General features: G+C 72.0%; 21 protein-coding genes. 3 read left to right on the top strand and 18 right to left on the bottom strand.

What is annotated here, in order from left to right:
• Positions 1-44: 44 nt before the first annotated feature.
• The 3 genes from PSQ21_RS28920 to PSQ21_RS28910 all read right to left on the bottom strand — a co-directional run bounded on the left by PSQ21_RS28920 (position 45) and on the right by PSQ21_RS28910 (position 3,549).
• The gene (locus PSQ21_RS28920; protein WP_274034229.1) at positions 45-1,094 is read right to left on the bottom strand and encodes an iron-siderophore ABC transporter substrate-binding protein; all 1,050 of its coding nucleotides are present in this window, start codon (positions 1,092-1,094) and stop codon (positions 45-47) included.
• A 289-nt stretch (positions 1,095-1,383) separates the two neighbouring features.
• Positions 1,384-2,355 (bottom strand): hypothetical protein, encoded by a 972-nt coding sequence (locus PSQ21_RS28915; RefSeq protein WP_274034227.1) that lies wholly within the window; start codon positions 2,353-2,355, stop codon positions 1,384-1,386.
• Positions 2,356-2,733: 378 nt separating this feature from the next.
• Entirely contained in the window at positions 2,734-3,549 is an 816-nt protein-coding gene (locus PSQ21_RS28910; RefSeq protein ID WP_274034225.1) for a helix-turn-helix transcriptional regulator, read from the bottom strand.
• A 116-nt stretch (positions 3,550-3,665) separates the two neighbouring features.
• Here PSQ21_RS28910 and PSQ21_RS28905 point away from each other — a divergent pair, with 116 nt between their 5' ends.
• Entirely contained in the window at positions 3,666-4,100 is a 435-nt protein-coding gene (locus PSQ21_RS28905) for a hypothetical protein (protein ID WP_274034223.1), read from the top strand.
• Positions 4,101-4,125: 25 nt separating this feature from the next.
• Here PSQ21_RS28905 and PSQ21_RS28900 read toward each other — a convergent pair whose 3' ends face one another.
• On the bottom strand, positions 4,126-5,469 hold the full coding sequence (locus PSQ21_RS28900) for an aminotransferase-like domain-containing protein (RefSeq protein ID WP_274034221.1): 1,344 nt from the start codon (positions 5,467-5,469) through the stop codon (positions 4,126-4,128).
• 170 nt (positions 5,470-5,639) lie between these two features.
• Here PSQ21_RS28900 and PSQ21_RS28895 point away from each other — a divergent pair, with 170 nt between their 5' ends.
• Positions 5,640-6,290, top strand: a complete 651-nt coding sequence (locus PSQ21_RS28895; protein ID WP_274034219.1) for a LysE family translocator — start codon at positions 5,640-5,642, stop codon at positions 6,288-6,290.
• Between the two features lie 26 nt (positions 6,291-6,316).
• Here PSQ21_RS28895 and PSQ21_RS28890 read toward each other — a convergent pair whose 3' ends face one another.
• The 7 genes from PSQ21_RS28890 to PSQ21_RS28860 all read right to left on the bottom strand — a co-directional run bounded on the left by PSQ21_RS28890 (position 6,317) and on the right by PSQ21_RS28860 (position 16,308).
• Complete coding sequence (locus PSQ21_RS28890; RefSeq protein WP_097869783.1) at positions 6,317-7,375, bottom strand: vWA domain-containing protein; 1,059 nt, start codon at positions 7,373-7,375, stop codon at positions 6,317-6,319.
• A gap of 225 nt (positions 7,376-7,600) precedes the next feature.
• The gene (locus tag PSQ21_RS28885) at positions 7,601-10,114 is read right to left on the bottom strand and encodes a collagenase (protein WP_274035995.1); all 2,514 of its coding nucleotides are present in this window, start codon (positions 10,112-10,114) and stop codon (positions 7,601-7,603) included.
• 370 nt (positions 10,115-10,484) lie between these two features.
• Positions 10,485-11,516, bottom strand: coding sequence for an ABC transporter ATP-binding protein (locus tag PSQ21_RS28880; protein WP_274034218.1), 1,032 nt, complete (start codon positions 11,514-11,516; stop codon positions 10,485-10,487).
• Positions 11,513-12,586 carry an ABC transporter ATP-binding protein gene (locus PSQ21_RS28875; protein ID WP_274034217.1) on the bottom strand — a complete coding sequence of 358 codons (1,074 nt, stop codon included), beginning with the start codon at positions 12,584-12,586 and terminating at the stop codon, positions 11,513-11,515. The genes PSQ21_RS28880 and PSQ21_RS28875 overlap by 4 nt, the downstream gene beginning before the upstream one ends.
• A gap of 1 nt (position 12,587) precedes the next feature.
• Positions 12,588-13,574, bottom strand: coding sequence for an ABC transporter permease (locus PSQ21_RS28870; RefSeq protein WP_274034215.1), 987 nt, complete (start codon positions 13,572-13,574; stop codon positions 12,588-12,590).
• Positions 13,571-14,542 (bottom strand): ABC transporter permease, encoded by a 972-nt coding sequence (locus tag PSQ21_RS28865; protein ID WP_274034214.1) that lies wholly within the window; start codon positions 14,540-14,542, stop codon positions 13,571-13,573. Before PSQ21_RS28865 ends, PSQ21_RS28870 begins: the two co-directional genes overlap by 4 nt.
• A 20-nt stretch (positions 14,543-14,562) precedes the next feature.
• Complete coding sequence (locus PSQ21_RS28860; RefSeq protein WP_274034213.1) at positions 14,563-16,308, bottom strand: ABC transporter substrate-binding protein; 1,746 nt, start codon at positions 16,306-16,308, stop codon at positions 14,563-14,565.
• A 574-nt stretch (positions 16,309-16,882) separates the two neighbouring features.
• Between PSQ21_RS28860 and PSQ21_RS28855 the strand changes: the two genes are divergently transcribed.
• Entirely contained in the window at positions 16,883-17,593 is a 711-nt protein-coding gene (locus PSQ21_RS28855; RefSeq protein WP_274034212.1) for a GntR family transcriptional regulator, read from the top strand.
• A gap of 233 nt (positions 17,594-17,826) precedes the next feature.
• On the opposite strand, the gene PSQ21_RS28850 is transcribed toward PSQ21_RS28855, so the two are convergent.
• From PSQ21_RS28850 to PSQ21_RS28820, 7 genes are read right to left on the bottom strand one after another with little or no spacing between them, the layout of a single operon-like run.
• Positions 17,827-18,786 carry an ornithine cyclodeaminase family protein gene (locus tag PSQ21_RS28850; RefSeq protein WP_274034211.1) on the bottom strand — a complete coding sequence of 320 codons (960 nt, stop codon included), beginning with the start codon at positions 18,784-18,786 and terminating at the stop codon, positions 17,827-17,829.
• The gene (locus PSQ21_RS28845; protein ID WP_274034210.1) at positions 18,783-19,121 is read right to left on the bottom strand and encodes a proline racemase family protein; all 339 of its coding nucleotides are present in this window, start codon (positions 19,119-19,121) and stop codon (positions 18,783-18,785) included. Before PSQ21_RS28845 ends, PSQ21_RS28850 begins: the two co-directional genes overlap by 4 nt.
• The gene (locus tag PSQ21_RS28840; RefSeq protein ID WP_274034209.1) at positions 19,118-20,119 is read right to left on the bottom strand and encodes a proline racemase family protein; all 1,002 of its coding nucleotides are present in this window, start codon (positions 20,117-20,119) and stop codon (positions 19,118-19,120) included. The genes PSQ21_RS28845 and PSQ21_RS28840 overlap by 4 nt, the downstream gene beginning before the upstream one ends.
• A 1-nt stretch (position 20,120) precedes the next feature.
• Positions 20,121-21,035, bottom strand: a complete 915-nt coding sequence (locus PSQ21_RS28835; RefSeq protein ID WP_274034208.1) for a dihydrodipicolinate synthase family protein — start codon at positions 21,033-21,035, stop codon at positions 20,121-20,123.
• Between the two features lie 9 nt (positions 21,036-21,044).
• Positions 21,045-22,541, bottom strand: a complete 1,497-nt coding sequence (locus PSQ21_RS28830; RefSeq protein ID WP_274034207.1) for an FAD/NAD(P)-dependent oxidoreductase — start codon at positions 22,539-22,541, stop codon at positions 21,045-21,047.
• Positions 22,534-22,788, bottom strand: coding sequence for a (2Fe-2S)-binding protein (locus PSQ21_RS28825; RefSeq protein WP_274035993.1), 255 nt, complete (start codon positions 22,786-22,788; stop codon positions 22,534-22,536). The genes PSQ21_RS28830 and PSQ21_RS28825 overlap by 8 nt, the downstream gene beginning before the upstream one ends.
• 14 nt (positions 22,789-22,802) lie before the next feature.
• Positions 22,803-23,963, bottom strand: a complete 1,161-nt coding sequence (locus PSQ21_RS28820) for an NAD(P)/FAD-dependent oxidoreductase (RefSeq protein WP_274034206.1) — start codon at positions 23,961-23,963, stop codon at positions 22,803-22,805.
• Between the last annotated feature and the right edge of the window lie 101 nt (positions 23,964-24,064).

Below are 24,064 nucleotides of genomic sequence, written 5' to 3'. Positions count from 1 at the left end.
GAGTGTGCCTCGTGGGCTCGGCGGTTCGGATACCGGGCGGGAGTTTACTTGCCGGCGGCCTTGATGGCCTCGTCGATGATCGGCAGGTAGCGCTCGATCGTCCAGGGCACGGTCAGCGGGTTGATGATCGAGGAGGCGGTGACGAAGGAGTTGTCGTTGCTCGCGACGACGGCGCCCTTCTTGATCGCGGGGATCGCGCCGTACAGCTTCTGGCCCTCGATCTCCTTGCGGTTCTTCTCGTCCGTGTAGAACGTGAAGACGAGGTCGCTGTCCTTGAGCTTCTCGGCGTTCTCCAGGCCGATCAGGGCGGAGTCGGTGCCGGGGGTCTCCTTGAAGCCGTTGACGACCGGGTCGACCTTCAGGCCGAGCGAGGAGACCATCTTGACGCGCTGCTCCTCGGGCTTGAAGACGCCGAGGGTGCCGGGGCCGGAGTTGTAGATGTACGAGAAGGTGACGTCCTTGTAGTTCGGCCGGGTGGCCGCGGCGTCGGCGAGCTGCTTCTCGATCTTCGTCTTGAGACCGTCCGTGTCCTCGGTCCGGCCGAGCGCCTTGCCGATGATGTCGATCTGCTGGTCCCAGTCGGTGCTCCACGCCTGCTCGGGGTAGGCGACCGTGGGGGCGATGTCCTTGAGGACGTCGTACTGCTTCTGCGTGATGCCCGACCAGGGGGCGAGGATGACGTCCGGCTCCAGCTCGGTGATCGCCTCGAAGTCGATCTCCTCGCCGCCCGTGAACTGCTTGGGGAGTTCGTCGCCGGACTTCTTGACCGCCTCGTTGATCCACGGGAGGTAGCCGGACTTGTCGCTGCCCCAGGGGTAGCTCTCGATGCCGACCGGGGTCTGACCAAGGGCTATCGCGGTCTCGGCGGAACCCTGGCCGAGGGTGACGATGCGTTCGGGCTTCTCCTCGATCTTCGCGGTGCCGAGCGAGCTCTTGATCGAGACGGGGAAGGCGCCGCTGCTCTTGGCCGAGTCCTTCGCCCCGTCCTTGTCGCCGTCGCCGTCCGAGGAGCAGCCGACCAGGGTGACGGCGAGCGCGACGGTGGTGGCCGTGGCGGCGAGGGTGTGGCGGCGCACGCGGGTGAAGCCGAGCATGGAGGGTCCTCAGGTTGACCGGGCAATGAAGGTTAGGCAAGCCTAAGCCAGAGGTCTCGCCGTCTCAACAAGCCCCCCTCCCGCAGCACGGGTCACCAGGGCCGCGCAGCGGGCCCGGCGGGCCTCACGCCCCTCCTCGGCACGCCGCCCCGGGGCGGAGCAGATCCGTGGACTGCCCCCGGGGACAGGGCTGTTGCTCGCCGGGACCGCCGGTGGACCCCTCCCGCCCGTACGGGCTCCGCCCGTGTGCCGATCGTTATGCGGCCCGCCCGGGACGGACAGGCCGCGCTCAGTGCCCGTGCTCGGCGGACTCCTCGCCCTCCGGCACGGGCTCCCCGGCCGCCGCTCCCCCGGCGTGCACGGTGAAGGCGGCCGTACGGACCTTCCCCTCGTGCCGGAAGTCGAGGAAGAGGCGGTAGGCCCCCTTGCTCGGGGCCGTCGCGGTGAAGGAGACCTCGGGCCCGGGCTTCGTCCGCCCGTCGCCCGGCTCGCCGTTCGGGTGGACGTGGAGATATGCCAGGTCACCGGCGCGCAGCGCGACGAGGTGGCCGTACGCGCCGAGGTAGGGCTGGAGGTCGGTGACCGGCTTGCCGTCCTTCTCGACCTCCAGCTTGAGCTCGCTGCCCGCGCCGGAGCGCAGCGCACCGTCGAGCGTCACCTCGTACCCGTCGACGGTCACCGTCCGCTCGGCGTCCGGCAGCGCCTCGGGGCGCGCGTCGCCCGATACGGCGAGGTCCGCGCCCAGGGTGATGCCCTCGGCGTTCTTCACGTCCGGGGTGAAGTCGGCGAAGATCCGGTAGCCGCCGGCCTCGGGGAGCTCGACGGGGGTGGCCCAGGTGCCGTCGGCGGCCCGCTCGGGGTGCAGGTGCCGGTAGATGGTGAGATCGCTCGACGCCACGATCAGGTGCAGTTCCTTGTCGTGCTCACGGCGGAACGCCGTCACCTTGCGGGAGGTGCCCTCGTCCACGACGGCGAAGCGCAGCTCGGCGGGCTCGCCCGCCTCCACGCGCGGGGTGGCGAGATCGAGGGTGTAGCCCCCCTGGGAGATCTGCAGACCGCCGGGCAGCTCCGGGTCCTCCCCCGCACCCTTCCGCTCCGCCCCCTTCTCCATGGCCGGGCGGTCCTTCGCGCCATGACCGTCCTGATGGGACGACTCCTTGGCGGCGACGGCGGGATCCAGCGCCCCGCCCACCGCGTACGCCGACCCGAAGGTCGCCGCGAGCCCTGCGGCGAAGGCCGTGATCTTGAGACCGGTTTGCATGACCCACTCCCTCGTCGAGGTCGCCGAGGCGCGACCACTCACCACCCAAGATACCCCCCAGGGGTATGAAGTCAACCGAGGGGCGGCCTTGCGGCAGGGGAACGAGGACAGAAAGAATCACACGCACGGGTCCGACCGAAGCGGATGAGAGCGGGATTCCATGGGGGCGTTCGTCGCACTGATGGCTGGACTGGGCGGGGCGGCCGTGTGGTGCGCGGTGGTGCTGGTCCGGCGCGGGCGTCGCGGACCCACCGAGAACGCGGACGGGCTGCTGATCGAGCAGGCGGGCCGGTTGCGGGCACAGCAGATGCGGACCGACGGCCGGGCCTTCCGCGCTCACCCGCACGGAGGGCCTCGCTCAGGCTCGGGAGCGTCCCGTCACTGACCCTCGCCACCCATCGCCGCCAGGGCACGCAGCAAGGTGTCCGTCTGCTCGTCCATCGGGAAGAACGACTCCACGGCGAGTTCCGAGAGAGTCACGTCGGCGGGCGCCCCGAAGGTGGCGATCGTGCTGAAGAACGCCATGTCGCCGAGCGGCGTGCGGATACGCAACGGCACGACGATGCCCGTCGGGTCCACCGGGCCGGGGTCGGCGTCGAGGTCCGGCGGGGCCGGGTAGGCGGACACCTCCTCGTACAGCTCCCGCAGATCGCGGTGGCCGGTGGTGTCGACCTGGTGCCGCAGCCTACCGAGGGCATGGGCACGGACCTGGGCGAAGTTCAGGCACTGGGAGGCGAGGCCCTCCGGGTGGAGGATCAGCCGCATCACGTTGCCGCCCGACTCCGTCAGATGCGGCGGTACGGTGCCGAGCAGGAGGGACATCGCGTCGTTGCGGTCGACGATGTTCCAGATCCGGTCGATCGCGGCGGCGGGGTACGGCTCGTGGCCGGCCAGCATCGCCCGGACAGCGGAGCGGACCATGGCCATCCGCTCGCTGTCGAGCGGCGACTCCCGGTACGCGGGTGCGTAACCGGCGGCCACCAGCAGGCCGTTGCGGTCCCGCAGCGGGACGTCGAGGTGCTCGGCGAGCCGGAGGACCATCTCCCGGCTCGGCCGGGCACGGCCCGTCTCCACGCAGGACAGGTGCCGGGTCGAGGAATCGGCCCGCAGCGCCAGGTCGAGCTGGCTGAGCTTGCGGCGGCGGCGCCACTCCCGGAGCAACAGGCCTACCCGGGGCGGTTCTTCGGTCTCCATGACCTCACCGTATCCGCGGGCCGCCGGCCACGCGTCCATGACCTGGGAGGTCATGGAGTACGGCCCCCTGGGCGTGGCACGGTGTCACCGACCCCACCGGCCGAAGGAGATCCGAGATGACGTACACCCTCACCCCGTCCGCGACAGTGGCCCCCGCGCGGGACGCCGACCGGTTCCTCCGCCTGGTGCTGCGCGTCGACAGCGTGAGCACCGCCGTGATGGGCGTCGTGCTGGTCGCTGCCGCCGGGCCGCTCGGCTCCGCGACGGGGATGCCGGTGTCCTTCGCCGTGGCGTTCGGAATCTTCCAGATCGGCGGGGCGGCCTGCCTCGCCCTGATCGCCGGCTACCCGGTGATCCCGCCCGCCCTGGCCAGGACCGTCGTCGCGGTGAACGCCCTGTGCGCGGTCGGGTGCGTGGTGACGGCCTTCGCCGACTTCGTGCCGCTCAACGGGTTCGGGGTGGTGTTCCTGCTGATCGGCGCCCTGATCGTGACGGTCTACACCGCGCTCCAGTACACGGGGCTGCGGCGAATGACGGCGTCGACTGCCTGACCGGACGCCGTCGGGGGCCGCCCCCTCACTCCCCCGCGAACTCGTCCGGCGCCGACCGGGCGAGGTCGGCGAGGGTCGCGAGGGCCCGGGAGAGGACCTCCCGAGTGGGTGAGGCCAGGCCGAGGCGGACCGCCTGCGGGCCCCGGGGGCGGCCCGCGGAGAACGCCGCTGCCGGGGTCACCGCGATGCCGTGCCGTGCGGCGGCGGCGACGAAGGTGTCCGCGCGCCAAGGGCTGGGCAGCTCCCACCAGCGGTAGTACGAGGAGGGGGCGCCGCGGGTGCGGAAGTCGCCGAGGTGGCGGTGGGCGAGCTCCTGCCGCGCCCCGGCCTCCCGCTGCTTCGCCCGTACGAGCGTGGCGACGACCCCGTCCTCCTGCCACCGCACCATCGCCTCCAGGGGAAACCTCATGGGCGTCCACCCTCCGGAGCGCAGGGCGCCCGCGACCCGGCCCGCCATCGCCTCGGGGGCGACGGCGAACCCGAGGGACAGCCCCGGGGAGAGACGTTTGGAGAGGCTGTCGACGAGGACGGTCCGCTCGGCGGCCCGCGAGGCGAGCGGCGGCAGATCGTCCCTCAGGAAGGCCCAGACGGCGTCCTCGACCGCAGAGATACCGGAGGTCAGCAGTACATCGGCCAGGTGGTCGAGCCGCCGCGCGGGCATGGTGAGGGACAGCGGGTTGTGGAGGACCGGCTGTACGTAGACGGCGTGCAGCGGATCCGCCCGGTGCGCCTCCTCCACCGCCTCCGGGACCAGGCCGTCCTCGTCAATGGCCAGGGGAACGAGGGTGACGCCGAGCCGGGCGGCGATGGACTTCAGCACCGGATAGGTGAACTCCTCGACACCCAGCCGGGCGCCCGGCCGGGTCAGCGCGGCGACGGCAGCGGAGAGGGCCTGCCGGCCGTTCCCGGCGAACAGGATCCGCTCCGGGTCGGGCCGCCATCGCCCGCGCGTGAGGAGGTCGGCGGCCGCCTCGCGGGCGGCGGGGGTACCGGCGGCCCCGACCGGGCGGAGCACCGACTCCAGATGGCCGGAGCGCACCAGCTTCTCCAGGCCGGCGGCGAGCAGCCCGGCCTGCTCGGGGACGACGGGGTGGTTGAGCTCCAGGTCGACCCGGCTGTCCGCGGGCTCGGACAGCGCGGGCGCGGGGGCGGGAGCGCCGGGCGCTTCCCTGACGAACGTGCCTCGGCCGACCTGGCCGACGGTGAGGCCCCGGCGGGCCAGTTCGCGGTAGACGCGGGCGGCGGTGGAGTCGGCGATGGCGTGCCGCCGGGCGAACTCCCGCTGCGGAGGCAGCCGTTCCCCCTCCCGGAGCCGACCGGCCGCGATCTCCGCCGCCACGGCGTCGGCGACGGACCGGAAATCCTTCACGGGCTCCACCTCCCTGGTGAACGGCATCGAAGCACAGCATTACACCGAGTGCAATGTCATCTATTGAACCGAGAAGAAGGGCGAACCTAGACTCCGATTGCACCGAGCCGAGCGATCGGTACGCGGCGGCCGGACCATCCGGCGCCCCAGGAACAGAGCGGCGGACGAGCATGGTTGAGCCGAGCGGGGTGCTGGGGGTCGCGCTGGTTGCCCTGGGCATGGTGCTCACCCCGGGTCCGAACATGATCTATCTCGTCTCCCGGAGCATCACCCAGGGGCGGCGTGCGGGAGTGGTGTCCCTGGGCGGCGTGGCCGTGGGGTTCCTGGTCTATCTGCTGGCCACGAATCTCGGCCTGTCGGTGGTCTTCCTGGCGGTGCCCGAGCTGTACGTGGCCGTGAAGCTGGCCGGCGCGGGCTATCTGGCCTATCTGGCCTGGGCCGCGCTGCGGCCCGGGGGCGTGTCCGTCTTCGCCCCCGATGAGGACATGCCGCGCGACTCCCCGCGCAGGCTGTTCACGATGGGCCTGATGACGAATCTGCTCAATCCGAAGATCGCCATCATGTACCTCTCCCTCATCCCGCAGTTCATCAGCCTGGAGGCGGGAAACATCCTCCTCCAGGGCTTCGTGCTGGGCTCCGTCCAGATCGCGGTGGCGCTCACCGTCAACCTGGGCATCGTCCTGGCGGCGGGGGCCATCGCCGTCTTCCTCGCCCGCCGCCCCTCCTGGCTCCGCGCCCAGCGCTACCTGATGGGCACCGCCCTGGGCCTGCTCGCCGTTTCGGTCGCGACGGACACCTCCGCACCGGCGGCCTCGGGCTGAACCACGGACCGGGACACCGGACGAGGTCAGAGCATGATCAGCAGGCGCGTATCGGCCTTGAGCTTCCTGTTCACCGAACGGCTCTGCACATAGACCTCCAGCTTGGGGTTGTTGCCGGCCTTCACGGAGACGGTCCCCCGGACCCCGGCGCCGAACAGCAGGTTCCGCGCCGCCTCGCCCGTATAGGCGCGGTCGGTGTCCTTCTCGACGACGATGACCTCCTTGTCGGGCTGCACCTGCACCCGGGTGCCCAACTGGTAGTAGCAGGAGCCGCGTTCGTAGGTGACGCCCGGATGCGAGTCGACGAAGGCGCGGATCTCCATCTCCTTGTCGACCTTCAGCAGCCGGTACTTGTCGGCCGCGACCGGTTCGAGGTTGGCCCGCACGTCGTCGACCGATATGTCCTGGCCGACGGCGAACAGGTTCTTCGTGCCGCGCACGCCCTGCTCGCGACCGCGCAGGAAGCTGGTGGCGGCGGCGCGCACGGTGCCGATCGCGTCCTCGACGCCCTTCTGGGAGTCCGCGTCCCAGATGGCGATGTTGCCGGCCGGGAAGCCGTAGTTCTGGGCGGTGCGCTTCGCCAGGGAGTTCGGAACGAGGATCGCGGAGGTCCAGTGCCCCGGGAGCCCGTTCATCTTCGCGGTGATCCGGTCGAGCCAGGGGCCGAGGATGGTCATGTCGCCGTCGTGCCTGCGGTCCCCGCCCGAGGCGTTCTCCTCGCCGTCCGTCACGACGATCTGGAGGAAGCTGTGCTCGCCGTACTCCTCCCAGATGTGCCCCAGGTCGTCCAGGGACTTCAGTGAGGCCTCGATGAGGGCGGTGGCGCCGTTGTTGACCTTGTAGAGCCCTCGCATGGACGGAAGGTGCTTCACGTCCATGTCCCAGACCAGGTTCTCCACCCGGTGGTCGAAGGAGTAGAGGCTGATCCGCGTCTCATGGCCGAGGCTGTCCGACTCGGCCTTCAGCCCCGCCACGAACTCGTCCACGACACGGATGAGCTGACTCTGGTGCTGGTACATGGAACCCGAGGCGTCCACGACCAGAGCGACGTGATTCACCTTGTGCTGGATCCTGTTGGCGGACATGGTTCTGCTCCTTCGTCCAGTGCTCCCCGGTGCTCCCCCGAGTGGTGCTTCCGACTCTATGGGGAGGCACTGACAACGCCCTTCGGCCGACGATCGCCCGCCCCCAGGACCCGTTGGACGTCCACCGCCGAGCACTGCCGGGCTCGTGTCCGGGTCGCGGGAGACACGGCCGGGCCGGGGCCGGCGCCGATGGCGCCGACCCCGGCCGGGGGATGAAGCGGCGGGTCAGTACTCGGTGGTGACGGTGGCCCCGCTGAAGGCGGCCGCCGCGTGGAGGCTGATGTAGTTGGCGCCGGACGGCGGGTTGCTGATGGTCAGGGTGTGGGAGTTGCCGGCACCGGTGGCCCGGTTGGTGTGGGCGCCGGTGGTCGCCCAGTTGGCGTTGCTGTAGTAGAGGTCGGCGTCGCCGGTGCCTCCGCTGACGGTGATCTTCAGCTGGGTGGTGCCGGCCGGGATGTAGAGGTAGTGGTAGGCGTAGTTGCCGGTGGTGGCGGAGAGGTTGCTGCGGCGGCAGTTCTTGCCCAGCACGCGGATGTCCGAGGCTGTGCACTCGCCGACGGTGGAGCCCGTCACGGTGACCGTCCGGGTGGTGGTGGCCGTGGCGCCCTTGTCGTCGGTCACGGTCAGGCGGACGGTGTAGCTGCCCGCGGCGCGGTAGGTCTTGGCGGGGCTGGTCTGCGTGGAGGTGGTGCCGTCGCCGAAGTCCCAGGAGCGGGAGGCGATGGTGCCGTCGGCGTCGGTGGAGCGGTCGGTGAGGGTGACCGTCAGGTCCTTGACCTCGGCGGTGAACTCGGCGGTGGGGGCCTTGTTGCCCGGCTGGCCGCCGCCACCGCAGTCACCGGCGGCGCAGGCGGCGAGCCAGGTCCTCCAGTCGCTGTCGTAGCGGGTGCCGATGGTGCTGGTGAGGTAGGTGCGGGCGGCGCTCCACTCGCCGGCGCGGTAGTGGGCGAGCACCTTGTCCAGGTCGGCGGGGCGCTTCTCCAGCATGTACCGCACGGCGAGGTAGCCCCAGCGGTACACCCGTGTGGTGTCGTGGCTGTAGTCGGTGCTGAACAGGGTGCTCAGCGCGTAGGTGCCCTTGCCCGCCTCGGTCATCGCCGCGGTGTAGGGCTCCTCGCGGTAGTGGTAGGAGATGTACTCCGCGAAGCCCTCGACCCACCAGATGGTGGGGGTGGTCATGTTGTCGGCGAAGTCGCCGTACATGGTGTAGCGGCCGTCGAGGTAGTGGGTGTACTCGTGGTTGAGGTTCCAGATGTGGAAGTCCGGCCGGAGCCATTCGGCCTCGTAGGCGATGAAGCGGGGCTGGTTGCCCACGACGGAGGGGTCGCCCTCCAGGTACATGCCGCCGTTGTTGGTGTCGATCCCGTACATCGCGCCGGCGTAGGTCTGGTAGTCGGCGCTGGAGTCGTAGGCGATCACCTCGATGGCGGTGTTGTTGTCGTCGGCGACCGGGCCGTTGTCCTTGGCGATCCGGTGGAAGTAGGCGTCCTGCTCGATGAGGCTGGTGCAGCTGGCGCTCAGTTCGGCGGACGTCATCTGCTGGGCCAGGATGCGGATGCTGGGGCTACAGGTGTGGCGGACCGGCAGGACCTCGCGCTTCAGGCGCTCCTGGAGGTCGCAGACGCCGTACGTGGCGCAGTTCGCCTTGTCGTAGTAGTCGGCCATCTCCGCTATGCCCACCCAGAGCGGGGCGGTGGGGCCGGTGATGGAGGTGTCCCGGAGCAGGGCGGTGGCCAGCGGCCGGACCTTGCCCCGCAGGCTCGCGTGCTGGAGGAAGCGGCCCAGTTCCCGTCCGGCGTTGGAGGTCAGGTACGCGTGGTCGCCCTCCAGCAGCGTGAGGTGGTCGGCGGCGAAGCGGTGCAGCGAGTCGATGAGGCTCGGGTCCGACTCGACGGCGCTGACGAACGCGGGCACCTGGTGGCCCCGGAAGGTCACCGTGTACACGTTGTTGAGCGCGGCGAGCATCCGTGAGGACGCGTTCCAGGAGGAGTCGTAGGCGGCCAGCATCCGCTTGACGACGGCGATGTACCGGGCGTTCTCCTGGGCGCTGTCGATCAGGATGACGGCCTCGGAGAGCGTGTCGCCGTTGTCGTCGGTGACATCGCGCGACCGGGGGCTGGCGAAGAACGCGTCGAGGCCCGAGCGGATGGCGGTCCGGAGGGTGGGCCCGTACGGTCCGACGACGTCCGGGTTGTACCACTGCACGTAGTACCCGGCGCGGAGGTACAGCACGAGCTGCGGGATGCCGGTGCTGCCGTCACCCGGGTAGTAGGCGGCGTTGTCGCGCAGCGCGTAGGCCACGGAGGTCATCTGGGCTTCGCGGAAGGCCAGTTGGGCGTTGCTGCCGGTCAGGCCGAACAGGGTGTTCACGCAGTCCGTGGTGGACGCCCTGATGAAGCGCACCAGCTCGCTTCCGGTGCGTCCGGTGAAGTCGGCCGGGTCGCACGCGGCGGCCGCCTTCGCCGAGGACGTCTTGCCGGCACTCTGCTTCGACGGGGCGTCGTGCTCCCCGTAGGCCTCCTTCAGGGGGGACTTGTCGGCGCTCAGCGGGGGGAGCTGGGACGCCTTCAACCGGTCCTTGGCCTGGTGGCCGGTGTCCGAGGTGGGGGACTGCTGCGCCTGCGGCGCGGGGTCGGCCGACCCGGCGGGGCGGGACGGCTGGGACGCGTTCGATGCCGTGGCGGCCGAAGGGGTGTTCGGCTGCGCCTGGGCCGGCTGCGCGAGCAGCGCGACGCTCATCGCCCCGGCCAGAGCCAGGGGCAGAACGGCACCCACACCTCGGCGGACGAGTGTGGTTCTCACGTTTTTTCCTCCCATGAGGGATCGGAGGCACGCGCATGCGTGACCGATGGGATGTACAGGGCGTGGGACAGGGGGTGCTGTCGTGCCGTGCCATGCCGTGCCGCACTGTCGGCCGGACGGAATGGGGTCGATGTCCGGAGTTGACATGCCCACGCCCTGTGACATGTACAATGGCACAGGTCACACACCACTGGGAAGTCATGTGACCGAATCCGATACGACTTTCAGGTGAACGCGACCCGGCGGGGAGGGGTGGCCCAGCGGGCGGAGGCGGCCCGCCGGGGGTGGAACGGGCCGCAGGAGCCTCTCAGCCCGTTTCGGGGAAGTGGCAGGCCGCCGTACGCGCGCCGGAGCCCACGACCTGGAGCAGCGGCCGCTCGGTGCGGCACACGGCCTGCGCCTTGGGGCAGCGCGGATGGAAGCCGCAGCCGCTGGGCGGCGACGCCGGGCTCGGCGGGTCGCCGAGCAGGAGAATCCGCTCCCGGCGGCGCTCCGCCGCCGGGTCGGGCAGGGGGACGGCCGAGAGCAGCGCCCGGGTATAGGGGTGCGCCGGCCTGTCGTACAGCTCGCGCTTGTCGCCGATCTCGACGATGCGGCCCAGGTACATCACCGCCACCCGGTCGCACACCCGCTTCACGACGGACAGGTCGTGGGCGATGAAGAGGAACGACAGGCCCAGTTCCTCGCCCAGACGCTCCATCAGGTTGACGACCTGGGCCTGCACGGACACGTCGAGCGCGGAGACCGGCTCGTCGGCGACGATCAGGCGGGGGCCGGTCGCCAGGGCGCGGGCGATGCCGATGCGCTGGGCCTGGCCGCCGGAGAACTGGTACGGGTGCCGGTCCAGGTGTTCGGAGCCCAGCCCCACCAGGTCGAGCAGTTCGGCGGCCCGGTCCCGGGCCGCCCCGACCGTGGCCCCCTGTACGAGCAGGGGTTCGGAGATGATCCTGGCCACGGTCTGCCGGGGGTTCAGGGAGGCGTGGGGGTCCTGGAAGATGATCTGGAGGTGCTGCCGGACCGGCCGCAGCTCGAGCTGGGACAGATGCGTGATGTCGCGGCCCTCGAACTCGACGGTTCCCGCGGTGGGTTCCAGGAGCCGGACCAGCATCCGGCCCGTGGTGGACTTGCCGCAGCCGGACTCTCCGACCAGCCCCAGGGTCTCCCCGGCGCCCAGCTCCAGATCGACGCCGTCCACCGCGCGGACCGGAGCGGCGGCGCGGCCCAGGACGCGGCGCCCGGGGAACGTCTTCACCAGACCGCGTACGGACAGCAGGGGCGCGGCTCCAGCCTCCGTGGAACGCGCCGTAGGGAGAGGGGACTGGGAGAGCGTGGGTTTCATCGGGCCTCCTCGGCCGGTACGGGGGCCCCGCCGGGCGGACCGGGGTGCGGGGCGGTCGGGGCGGCCGGCAGGGGCAGGTGGCAGGCGACCAGCCGGCCGCCGCCGGCCACCGCCCCGGGACGGGGGCTCTCCCCGGCACAGCGGGCCCGCTCCGGGGCGGTGGCGGCGGCCGCCCGGGGGCAGCGCGGCTCGAAGGGGCAGCCGGGTCTCGGCTCGCCGGGTGACGGCGGGGAGCCGGGGATCGCGCGCAGCGGTGCGTCGTCCGGGTCGTCCAGCCGGGGCAGGGAGTCCAGGAGGCCACGGGTGTAGGGGTGCGCGGGGCTGTGGAACAGCTCGTCCACCGGGGCCTGTTCGGCGCCGCGCCCGCCGTACATGACGAGCACCTCGTGGGCGACGCGGGCGACCACGCCCAGGTCGTGGGTGATCATCAGGACGCCGAGTCCGCGTTCCTGCTGGAGCCGGGCGATCAGTTCGAGGATCTGCGCCTGGACGGTGACGTCCAGCGCGGTGGTCGGCTCGTCGGCGACGAGGAGTTCGGGTTCGCAGGACAGGGCCATGGCGATCATGGCGCGCTGGCGCATGCCGCCGGAGAACTGGTGCGCGTACTCCCCCGCCCGGCGGGCCGGTTCGGGGATGCCGACCTCGCCGAGCATCTCCACGGCTCGTCTGCGTGCGACGCGCCGGCCGCTGCCGAAGTGGTGGCGGTGGGCCTCCGCGATCTGTTCGCCGACGGTGTACGCGGGGTGCAGCGCGGACAGCGGGTCCTGGAAGACCATGGCCATCCGGCGACCGCGCAGCCGGCCGAAGCGGCGGTCGGTCAGGCCGATGAGCTCCTGTCCGGCGAGGGTGATCGATCCGCTCACGTGGGCCCGGCGGTGCAGGCCCATCACGGCGAGGGAGGTGACCGACTTGCCGGAGCCGGATTCGCCGACGAGACCCAGGGTGCGGCCGGCCTCCACGGTGAAGGAGACCCCGTCGACGGCCTGGACGGTTCCGGTGGGGGTGTCGAAGGCGACCCGCAGGTCGTGGACGCGCAGCAGGGGGTGGTCCGGTTCGGTGGTGGGCGGCACGTCAGTTCCTCACCCTCGGGTCGACGACGGCGTACAGGAGGTCGATGACGACGTTGGCCGCCACGATGAAGAAGGCGGCGAGCAGGGTGACGCCGAGCACGACGGGCTGGTCGGAGCGTTGCAGGGCGTCGTAGAAGAGCCTGCCGACGCCGGGGATGCCGAAGATGGACTCGGTGATGACCGCTCCGGCCAGCAGGGCGCCGAGGTCCATGCCGAAGAGCGTGAGGACCGGCATCATCGCGGACCGCAGTCCGTGTTTGACCACGACGGACCGGGCGGGCAGGCCCTTGGCGCGGGCGGTCCTGATGTACGGCCGCGCCATCGTCTCGATCATCGAACTGCGGCTCTGGCGGGCGTACATGGCGGCGTAGAGCAGGGCCAGGGCGATCCAGGGCAGCAGCAGGTTGGCGGCCCAGGCGAGGGGGTCGTCGGTGAGCGGGACGTAGGAGGGGTAGGGCAGCAGACCGGTCAGCCGGACCAGGCCGTACAGGAGCATCACCGCGGTGAAGTAGACGGGCAGGGACGCGGTGGCGACCGCGCCGACCATCAGGGTGCGGTCGAGCAGCCCGCCCTTGCGCAGGGCGGCCGTCACCCCGGCGCTCAGCCCGAGCACCAGCCACAGGCCGGCGGCGCCGAAGGCCAGGGAGACGGAGACGGGCAGGCGGTCCATCAGCAGGTCCCACACCGGCAGGGCGTTCTCGTAGGAGTAGCCGAGGCAGGGGAAGCCGCATTGCAGCGCGTGGGGGCCGCTGCCCAGTTCGCGGCCGGCGAAGATCCCGATGAGGTAGTCGCCGAACTGCCGCCAGACGGGCTGGTCGAGGCCCATGAAGTGGCGTACTTCCGCGAGGCGTTCGGGGCTGCACGTCTTGCCGCAGGCCGCCGAGGCGGGGTCGGCGGGCAGCAGGTAGAAGATCACGAAGGTGACGGCGCAGATGGCGAGCAGGACGCCGGCCACGCCGAGGAGTCTGCGGACCAGGTAGGCGATCACGGGCGTCCTCCCTGGGGGTCGAGGATGTCGCGCAGCGCGTCACCGAGGACCGTGAAGGCGAGGACGGCGACGAAGAGGAAGACGCTGGGGACGATGAAGTACATGGGGTCCGTCTCGTAGTAGGCGACGGCCTCGGCGATCATCTGGCCCCAGGAGGGGGTGGGCGGGCGCACGCCCACCCCGAGGAAGCTGAGCGCCGCCTCCGTGCTGATCATTCCGGGGATCAGCAGCGTGGTGTACGCGATGACGGGTCCGGAGATGTTGGGCAGCACCTGCCGGGTGAGGATGCGCCAGGGCCCGCTGCCGCAGGCGCGGGCGGCCTCGACGAACTCGCGGTTGCGCAGGGAGAGCGCCTCGGCGCGCACCACGCGGGCGATGCCGGGCCAGCCGAAGACGCCGATGACGACGGTCATCAGCACGACCCGGTTGACGTCCTGGGCCACGGACATCATGGCGATCATGAAGATGAGCGAGGGGAAGGACATGGTGAGGTCCATCAGCCGGCTCAGTACGGTGTCGACGCGCCCGCCGAAGTAGCCGGCGGCGATGCCCGCGGCGGTGCCGGTGACGACGACGATCGCGGTGGCGGCGAAGGCGATCAGCAGGGACACCTGCGCGCCGTGGACGACGCGGGCGAACAGGTCGCGGCCGGTGACCGGTTCGACGCCGAGCCAGTGTTCGGCGCTGATGCCGCCGAGGGCGCCGTGGGGCAGGCCGCCGAGGTAGGGGTCGATGGCGTCGGCGTCGAAGGCGGTGGGCGACCAGCCGCCCATGCGGCTGAGCAGGGGCGCGGTGAGGGCGACCAGGATCAGCAGGGCGGCGGCGAGCAGGGCGGTCCGGCTGCCCCGATCGCCCCACAGGCGGCGCCAGGTGGTCCGCCAGAGGGCGTCGGGCGGGGCGGGTGAGCCGGGTCCGCCGGCTGTCGGGGTGTCGCCCGGTCCGGTGGCCGGGGTGGTGACGATGCTCATGGGAATGCGTCCTCGTCCCCTCAGCCCTTGCTTCGGGACGGGTCCTTGAGACCGATCACGGCGAAGTCGAACTGGCCGGTCCAGGAGGGGTGTCCGAAGGCCCCGGCGATGTTGTCGCCGACGAGCAGCGGTTTGCGCTCCCAGAGCAGGGGGACGGCCGGGGAGGTGCGCTGGATCTCCCGGTCGAGCGCGGTCCACGCCTTGTTGGCGGCGGTCGCGTCGGCCATCCCGGCGATCTCGTCCATGCGGCGCTCGACGGTCTTGTCGCGGAACTGGGAGACGTTGCCCTGGTTCCCCTTGGGCTTGATGGTGCGGCCGTCGAAGACGAACGGCAGGAAGGTGGCGGCGGACGGGTAGTCCGGGCACCAGCCGCTGATGGCCATGTCGGGGGCGTTGGCGGTGTCCCCGATGGTGTCGTAGTAGACGGAGGGGTCGACGGTCTCGATCCGCAGGCGTATGCCGACCCGGGCCAGGCTCTGCTGGAGGGCCTCGGCGCGGGTCTTGTCCCCGGTGGACACGGTGATGGTGGTGTCGAAGCCGTCGCCCTTGCCGGCATCGGCCAGGAGCTTCCGGGCCTTCTTCACATCACCGGTGGCCGGCCCGCCGTGGACCGGGGCGGCGGCACGGCCGCCCGTGAGGGACGGCGGCAGATAGGCGGTGGCGACGTCGTTGAGGGCCGGGCCGCCGTTGGCGGTCACCTGGGCCTCCTTGTCGACGGCGTACTGCATCGCGAGGCGGAGCTTCGGGTCGTCGAACGGCGCCCGGGAGGTGTTCAGCGCGAGCATGTCCGTACAGCCGGTGCGCTCGGCGGAGAGCCGCTGCCGGATCTCCGGCTTCGGCAGGACCTTGGCGACGCTGGAGGGCTGGAGGTCGGACCACTCGACCGCGGAGGCGTCGGCGCCCGCGCTCTCGATGATCCGGTCGTCGATCTGGCCGCCCTTCAGTCCCTGGATCACGACGATGCGGTCGGGGTAGGCCTTGCGCACCGGGTCGGTCGCCGCGTCCCAGTGGGTGTTGCGGCCCAGCACCAGCTTCTTGCCGCGTGCGTAGCTCTCGATGCGGTACGGGCCGGAGGAGAAGGGCCGCAGGTCGTACTGGACACCCTTCTCGCGGGAGGCGGGCACGGGCGAGAAGGTGGGCAGCGTGACCGTGTAGGAGAACTCGGCGACGGGTCTGCGCAGCGAGAAGACGATGGTCCGGTCGTCGGGGGTACGGATCGAGTCGAGGTGCTTGCCGTCCAGCGGGCCGGCGTACCCCTCGGTGCCGGCCAGATAGCGCTGGGCGTAGTCGGGTCCGCCGGCGAGGTCGGGGGCGAAGGACCGCTCGACGTTGTACTTGATGTCGCGGGCCCGGATCGGGGTGCCGTCCTCGTAGACGAGGCCGGGCTTGAGGGTGAAGGTCCAGGTGCGGCCACCGTCGGAGGATCTGCCGAGGTCGGTGGCGAGGTCGGGGACGATCTCGCTGCCCTTCTTCCCGGGTTCGGCGCGGAAGGTGGTCAGGGTGCGGTAGATCAGCCGGGTGCCGAAGTCCATCGTCGGCATGACCCAGTTGCGGGCCGGGTCCAGGTGGGCGAAGTCCTGGTTGGACAGCACGGTCAGGGTGCCGCCCCGTTTCGGCGTGCCGCCGATGACGGTGCCGGTCGCCACACCGGGCTGTCGCTCGTCCGGGTCTCGGTCGTCAGCTCCCTGGGTGGTGCAGGCGCCCAGCAGGGCCAGGGCGAGCGAGGTGCTCAGGGATGCGGACAGCATCCGGGTGCGACGGGACATGGGTGCACTCCTCGTACGGGGAAGGGTCGCGGCAGAAGCGGTATCGGGCCGGAGGACTGAAGCGGGAACGGGCCGGGGGGGCAGAAGCGGGAACGGGCCGGGAGGACGAACGCGGGGACAGGCCGGGAGGAAAGGAGCGGCCCGGGAGGGGCCCGGTGATCCGGGCGGCCGAGCGGCCCGGCGGGCGACTGCTTGCGGAAAGCGAAGCGGAGTGGAGTGGGAGCGGAGTGGGCCGGGAAGATCGCGCCCACATCCATGTGGTGTGACCCGTAACATAGTAATGTGAAATTGCACAGCCAAGCGGTGCGTCATCCCGTTACCGAAACGTGTCCACGACGTGAACCGCCCAGCGGTACGAAAGCACCAGCGGTACGAGGGCTGACGGATGCTCAGCCGCCCGCCGCCACGGCATCCCCCCTCGCCCCGAAGACCCTCGAAGGAGACGTGATCGACGGCGTCGAGGCGTGGAAGGCCCGCCTGTTGGGCAGCTGACAGCGCTGACCTCGGATGACCGATGAGGCGCCGCGCAACGTGACATTGTATAGTGCGGTGCCACATCATTGAAGGGGAACGCATGAGTGAGCTGAAGTCCCGCAAACTCATCTCGGTGCAGGAGCATCTGCGCGACCAGGTCGCCAACGCTCTGCGTGCCGCGCTGATCGCGGGGGAACTCCAGCCCGGCGTGATCTACTCGGCGCCCACGCTCGCCGCCGAGTACGGCGTCTCCGCCACGCCCGTGCGCGAGGCCATGCTGGATCTGGCCCGCGAGGGCCTGGTCGAGGCGGTGCGCAACAAGGGGTTCCGCGTCACCGAACTCTCCGAGCGTGACCTGGACGAGTACACCGAGATCCGTGCCCTCATCGAGATCCCCACCATCGGCCGCGTGACCCGCACCGCCTCCCGCGAGCAGTTGGAGGCGGTGCGTCCGGTGGCCGAGGAGATCGTGACCGCCGCGCAGGACGGCGACCTGATCGCCTACCTGGAGTCGGACCGCCGTTTCCATCTCGACCTGCTCGCCCTCGCCGGGAACGCGCGCCTGGTGGAGACCGTGGCCGACCTGCGCAAGCGCTCCCGGCTCTACGGGCTCACCGACCTGTCCCAGGAGGGGTCGCTGGTGGGTTCGGCGCGGGAGCACACCGCACTCCTGGACATCATGATCGCGGGGGACGCGGAGGGGGCCGAGGAGCACATGCGCCGCCATCTCGCGCATGTGCGGACCCTGTGGGCGGACCGGAAGCGGGAAGCCGAACGCGCCACGCCGCCGCGCAAACTCGGCGCACGCTGACGCGAAGAGCGGCCGGGACCGGGCATGTTGACGCAGGGCCGCGCATGGTGACGCCGAAATCGCTGCGGAGTGACGTGCGTTGCGGCAGCGGCCCACGCGAGGCGGCATGACGTGGCTTCGCCAGGGTCCCGCGGAACGCCGCGCATGGTGACACCGAAGTCCGCGCGAGGCGGCGCGCGTTGACGTAACGACCCCGCGAGGGGCACGGATGGGTGCCGGCGTCGGCAGGACTCTCAGCCCCGCTCCCCCGGCATCGCCTCCCTCGCCTCCATCCCCTCCTTCCGCCGGTGGGCCGCGACGGCGACGACCAGGTCCTGCCAGCCCATCCCGCACGTCTTCACGACCAGTGGGCGATCCGCCGGGACGTCGCCCGTAGAGCCGTTCAGGTCCGCCAGGGTGACGAGGTCGCCCGGGGCGAGCGTGCCCTCGTGGACCGCCATGACGACGTCGCCCGCCTCGCGGAGGGCGGTCGCGCGGCTCTCCACCAGGACGGTGGCACGCCCCATCAGCACGCTGTCGAGCTCCCGCGCGTCCGGTTCGTGCGAGCCGACCGCCAGCACCACCGCGCCGTCACGCACCAGCCGTCCGTCGACCACCGGTTCGCGCGCGGACGTCGCGGTGACGACGATGTCCGCGCGCCGCACCGCGGCCGCCACTCCCCCGCCGCCCGCCGTCAGCCTCCGGTCCGCCCAGCCGGGCACGGGCCCCCCGCGCCGGGTGACGACCGTGACGTCGGCCACCGGTACGTGGGCCCGTACCGCGGCGACGTGCCCCTCGCCCTGGGGGCCGGCGCCGAAGACCACCAGGCGCAGCCCCCCGCTCCCGTCGGCGAGCGCGCGCAGCCGGTCCAGGCAGGCCGCGACCGAGACGGCGGGGGTGCGCAGGGTCGTCAGCGCCACCCCGTCCAGCAGCGCCACCGGTGTCAGGGTGGCGCTGTCGTGCAGCAGATACGTGGCGTTGACCCGCCGCAGCCCGCGCGCGGCGTTGCCGGGCGCGACGGTGGCGACCTTCACTCCGTACCAGCCGTCGTGCTCCGAGGGCATGAGCAGCCCCTGGCCGTGGGCCAGCGGCACGATCGCCCGGGTCACGTCGCCGTCCGGTTCGAGCCCCCCGGCCAGCGCCGCCCGGATCGCGGCGACGGCCCCGGCCGGGCCGAGCGCGAACACGTCCGCGGCGTCGAGCGTCACCGTCATCGCGGCACGAACCCGGGTACGAGGGTGTCGTCGGGATCGACGGTGAAGCGGCTCGCTCCGGTGGCGTAGGCGGTTCCCGTGACGGCCGGGGCGACCGCGGGGCGGCCCTGGACCGTGGCGGACCGTTCGACCGGGGCGGCTGCCTCCTCGGTGAACACCGTCCCGTAGACGCCGGACAGCCGGGCGTCCCCGGGGTGTGACGGGGGCTTGGGCACGATCCGGAACGGTTCACCCCCGGTGCGCCAGTCAACCGTGGCGATCGGCCCGGCGCACGCCGCCCCGTTCGGCTCGGTGCACGCCGTCCCGATCGGCATGGTGTTCGGGTCGGCCGTCATACGGTGAATCCCGTCGGATAGGGGTCCGTGGGGTCGAGCAGGTACTGCGCGGTCCCGGTGATCCAGGCGCGGCCGGTGACGGAGGGCAGTACGGCGGGTCTGCCGCCGACCGTGGTCTCCGCCAGGATCCGGCCCGTGAAGCGGGAGCCGATGAAGGACTCGTTGACGAAGTCCTGTCCCGCCTTCAGCTGTCCCCGCGCGTGCAGTTGGGCCATCCGGGCGCTGGTCCCCGTCCCGCAGGGCGAGCGGTCGAACCAGCCGGGGTGGATCGCCATGGCGTGCCGCGAGTGTTCGGCGGTCGAGCCGGGCGCCTCCAGGTAGACGTGGTGGCAGACGTCGATCGCGGGGTTCTCCGGATGGACCACCGGGTTCCGCTCGTTGATCGCCCCCATGACGGCCAGGCCCGCCTCCAGCAGCCGCCCCTTCTCCGCCCGGTCGAAGGGGATGCCGAGGTCCTCGGTGCGCACGATGGCGTAGAAGTTGCCGCCGTACGCCATGTCGTAGCGGACCGGGCCGAACCCCTCGACCTCGACGGCCTGGTCCAGCGCGTGGCTGTAGGAGGCGACGTTCTCCAGGGTGACGGACTCGGCACGGCCGTCGCGCACGGCGACCCGTGCCGTGACGAGGCCGGCGGGGGTGTCGAGGCGGATGAGGGTCTCCGGTTCGACCACCTCGACCATGCCCGTCTCCACCAGGACCGTCGCCACGCCGATGGTGCCGTGGCCGCACATGGGCAGGCAGCCGGAGACCTCGATGAACAGCACGCCGAAGTCGGCGTCCGGCCGGGTCGGGGGCTGGAGGATCGCTCCGGACATGGCCCCGTGTCCGCGCGGCTCGCACATGAGCAGGGTGCGCAGCCCGTCCCGCTCCGCCATGAACCGCTGCCGTCGCTCGGCCATCGTGGCGCCGGGCAGGACGCCCACCCCGCCGGTGATGACCCGGGTCGGCATGCCCTCGGTGTGCGAGTCGACCGCGTGGTAACAGACCTTGGAACGCACGTCAGTTCACCCCCGCGTCGATGAGGGCCTGGGTGGCGGCGCGAACAACGGCCTCGGTCTCCGGGGCCAGGGTCTGCCGGGGCGGACGGCAGCCGCCGCCGGTCCGGCCGATCATGTCCTGGCCGAGCTTGATCGCCTGGACGAACTCGGTCCTGCTGTCCCAGCGCAGTACGGAGTGGAGCTGTCGGTAGAGCGGAAGCGCGGTGTCGAGATCGCCGGCGAGGGAGGCGTTGTACAGGTCGAGGCAGGCGCGCGGGAAGACCTGGGGGTAGCCGGCGACCCAGCCCTTGGCGCCCGCGACGCCGACCTCCAGGAGGGTGTCGTCGGTGCCGATGATCAGGTCGAGTCCGGGGGCGAGTTCGTTGATGGCGTAGCACCGGCGGACGTCACCGGAGAACTCCTTCACGCCCACGATGAACCCTTCGGCGTGCAGCTTGGCCAGCAGCTCCGGGCGCAGGTCGACCTTGGTGTCGATGGGGTTGTTGTAGGCGGTGACGGGGAGGCCGGCGGAGGCGACCATCGCGTAGTGCTCCAGGACGGCGCGGTCGTCGGCCCGGTAGGCGTTGGGCGGCAGGCACATGACGGCCTGGCAGCCGGCGTCCTTGGCGAACCGCGCGTGCCGCCTCGCCTCGATCGCGCCGTACGCTCCGACGCCCGGCATCACGGTGAAGCCCTCGGGGGCGTTGGCGACGGCGGTCTCCACGACGCGGTCGCGCTCCTCGTACGTCAGGGTCTGGTATTCGCCCAGCGAGCCGTTCGGGGCGACGCCGTGCAGGCCCTGTTCGGCGAGCCAGGCGACGTTGTCCCCGTACGCGCCGTGGTCGACGGCGAGGTCCTGGTCGAACGGGAGGCTCGTCGCGACGATGACGCCGTGCCAGGGCATGCGGGCGGGGAGGGAGGTGCGGTCCGGGTTCATGGGAACTCCTCAGCTGGGGTCGGAAGTGGGCTCGACGGAATCGGCGAGCGCACCGAGGGTGACGGGGGTCGCGATCAGCCGCTCGGCGGGGGCGTACGGCTGGTGGCGGGCGGAGACGAGGCAGTGGACGGCGGGCCCGCACATGCGGCCCTGGCACCAGCCCATACCGGCTCTGGTCAGCTGTTTGACCTGCCGGTGGTCGGCTGCCGCACCGTCGGCGCGGGCGGACCGCACCGCCCCCGCGGTGACCTCTTCGCACCGGCAGACCGGGGTGTCGTCGGTCAGCCACGCGGGCCAGGCCGGGGGCAGGGGGTGTGCCTGTGCCATCGCCCGTGCGAAGGCGCGGTGCCTGGCCACTGCCCTGCGCTCCGCGGCCGGGCGGCGGGTGCCGGGCCGGCCGGGGGCGGCGAGGTCGCTGAGCACCGAGACGGCGGCGAGGCGGCCCTCGCTCACCGCGAGCGCGGCCCCGCCCACCCCGCAGGTCTCGCCCGCCGTGTAGAGCCTTGGCACCGTGGTGCGCTGTCCGTCGTCGACGGCGGCGGCCATGGTGCCGTCGCCCGCGTCGGTGAGGTCGCAGCCGAGCGGGAGGAGCAGGTCGAGCTGGGGGACGAAGCCCCAGCCGACGCCCACGGTGTCGGCCTCGATCCGGCGCTCGGTGCCCGGGAGCGGGCGCCCGTCGGCGTCCAGGGAGGCGGTGCGCACGACGGCGACCCGCCCCTGCGCTCCTTCGGCGCCGACGATCGCGGTGCGGGTGCGGACCGGGACGCGGTGCCGGGCGAGGGTGCCCGCGTACCGGGCGCCCTCCGCCCACTTGGCAGGGTTGCGCAGCAGGGCCCCGGGGTGGCGCAGCCAGGCAGAGGGCGCCGCCGCCTCGCACACGGCGACGACCTTCGCCCCACGGGCGGCGAGGGATGCGGCGACCGGCAGCAGGAAGGGGCCCGTGCCGCCGAGGACCACCCGGCGGCCGGCGACGACTCCGCCGCCCTTGAGCAGCGACTGGAGCCCGCCGGCGGTGAGCACCCCGGGCAGGTCCCAGCCGGGGAAGGGGAGTTGGCGGTCGTAGGCGCCGGTCGCCACCAGCAGGGCCGGTGCGCGCAGCACGACGGTCCGCTCTTCGGGTGCCCGGCCGCGGTCCACGGCGTGGACGGTGAAGCCGTCCCCGTCGCGGGCCGTGGTCCACACGTGGTGGTTCAGCAGCAGCGTGAGCCGTCCGGTGCGCTCGTGGGCGGAGAGGGTGGCGCACAGCGCGCGGTAGGTGCTCAGCCCGTGGTGCAGATCGGCGGTCGGAACGGTTTCCCGCGCGAAGAGCGGGGGATGGCGCCAGAACTGTCCGCCCGGGGCTGCGCCCGAGTCGACGAGAGTGACCCGCAGCCCGCCGTCCAGGGCGGTGGCGGCGGCGGCCATGCCGGCCGGGCCCGCGCCCACCACCACGAGGTCACCGGACCCGCTCGACGCAACGGGGTCGCGGGGCTCGCTCGTCATCCCGAGGTCGCGGGCCTCACTCATCGTCGGTCTCCCCGGTCGTGACGGCCATGCCCGCGCGGGCCTGCACCAGGCAGGCGCGCTGCCCGCCCGTTCCGTCGACCGTCACCAGGCAGTCGTAACAGACGCCGATCCCGCAGAAGATCCCCCGGGGCCGTTGCCCGCCCCGGGTGGTCCGCCAGGCGACCCGGCCCGAGGCGACGAGCGCGGCGGCCAGGGTCTGTCCCGGTACGAACGGCAACGGTTCGCCGTCCACGGTGAACGCGGTCACTTCGCTCGCTCCGGTCACTTCGGCACACCTCCGGGGGTGAGGAATCGGTCGGGCAGGAGGCCGGTGTGGGCGGCCGGATCGGCACCGCGCCACGGGCGGCCGAGGAGCTGGGAGGTGACCAGGGCGCCGGTCCCGGGGGCGAGACCGATCCCGGCGCCCTCGTGGCCGCACGCGTGGACGACGCCGGGGACCCGTGGGTCGGGGCCGATGACCGGCAGGTGGTCCGGGCAGTACGGCCGGAAACCCCGGTAGGCGCGGATCAGGTGGACGCCGCGCAGGAACGGGAAGAGGCGGCATGCCTGGGCGGCGAGCGTGGCCACCACGGCCGGGTTCATCGCGGTGTCGAAGCCGACACGTTCGCGGCTGGCGCCGATCAGGATCGTGCCCGCGCGGGTGCCCTCGACGACGCACGAGGTCTCCAGACCCTCGTCGCTGGAGGCGACGTTGGCCACGTAGTCGGCGGAGTAGACCTTGTGCCGGATCATCGGCGGCAGCGGCTCGGTGACGAGGACGAAGCCCCGGCGGGGCAGGATCTCGACGGGTGCGCCGAGGCGGCGGCCGACCTCGCCGCCCCAGGTGCCGGCGGCGTTGACCACGGCGTCGGCGGGCAGCACCGTACCGTCGGCGGTGCGCACTCCGGTGATCCTGCCGTCGGCCCCGGTGACCGCGGCCACGGCCTCGCCGGTGTGCGTCCGGGCTCCGCCCCGGACCGCGGCGCTCAGCAGTGCGGCCGCCGCGAGAACGGGCTGCACCTGGGCGTCCTGCGGATAGTGGACACCGCCGGGGAGGCCGGGCGCGCAGTGGGGTTCGAGTTCGCCGACGTGTTCGACGGCTTCGGTGCGGACACCCGCTGCCGCCTGGCGCGCGGCGAACGCGTGCAGGGCGGTGAGGGCTTCGGGGGTGCTCGCGACGACGAGGCCGCCCTTGGTCTCGAACTCGACCTTTTCCGGGCCGAGTTCCTCACCGGCCTCGTCCCAGAGGTCACGGCTGAGCCGGGCCAGCTCCAGTTCGGGGCCTGGCTCCTTGTCGGAGAGAAGGATGTTGCCCTCCCCCCGGCTGGTCGTGCCCGCGCCGACGGGACCACGGTCGAGGACCGTGACGTCGAGCCCCGCCGCGGCGGCGTGGAACGCGCACGCGGCGCCCACGATGCCCGCTCCGACGACGACGACTTTCATGGCCGCTCCTTAGTGCAATGTCACATGCCATTGCTTAGGCTATACATCCGGACGACCCGAGGACAACGCCACCGCCCCGGTGACTTTCACCCGGGCACCCG

This window comes from Streptomyces sp. MMBL 11-1, assembly GCF_028622875.1.
Lineage (GTDB): Bacteria > Actinomycetota > Actinomycetes > Streptomycetales > Streptomycetaceae > Streptomyces.
The sequence above is the reverse complement of the archived record's forward strand: the minus strand, read 5'-3'. Positions and strand labels throughout refer to the sequence as shown.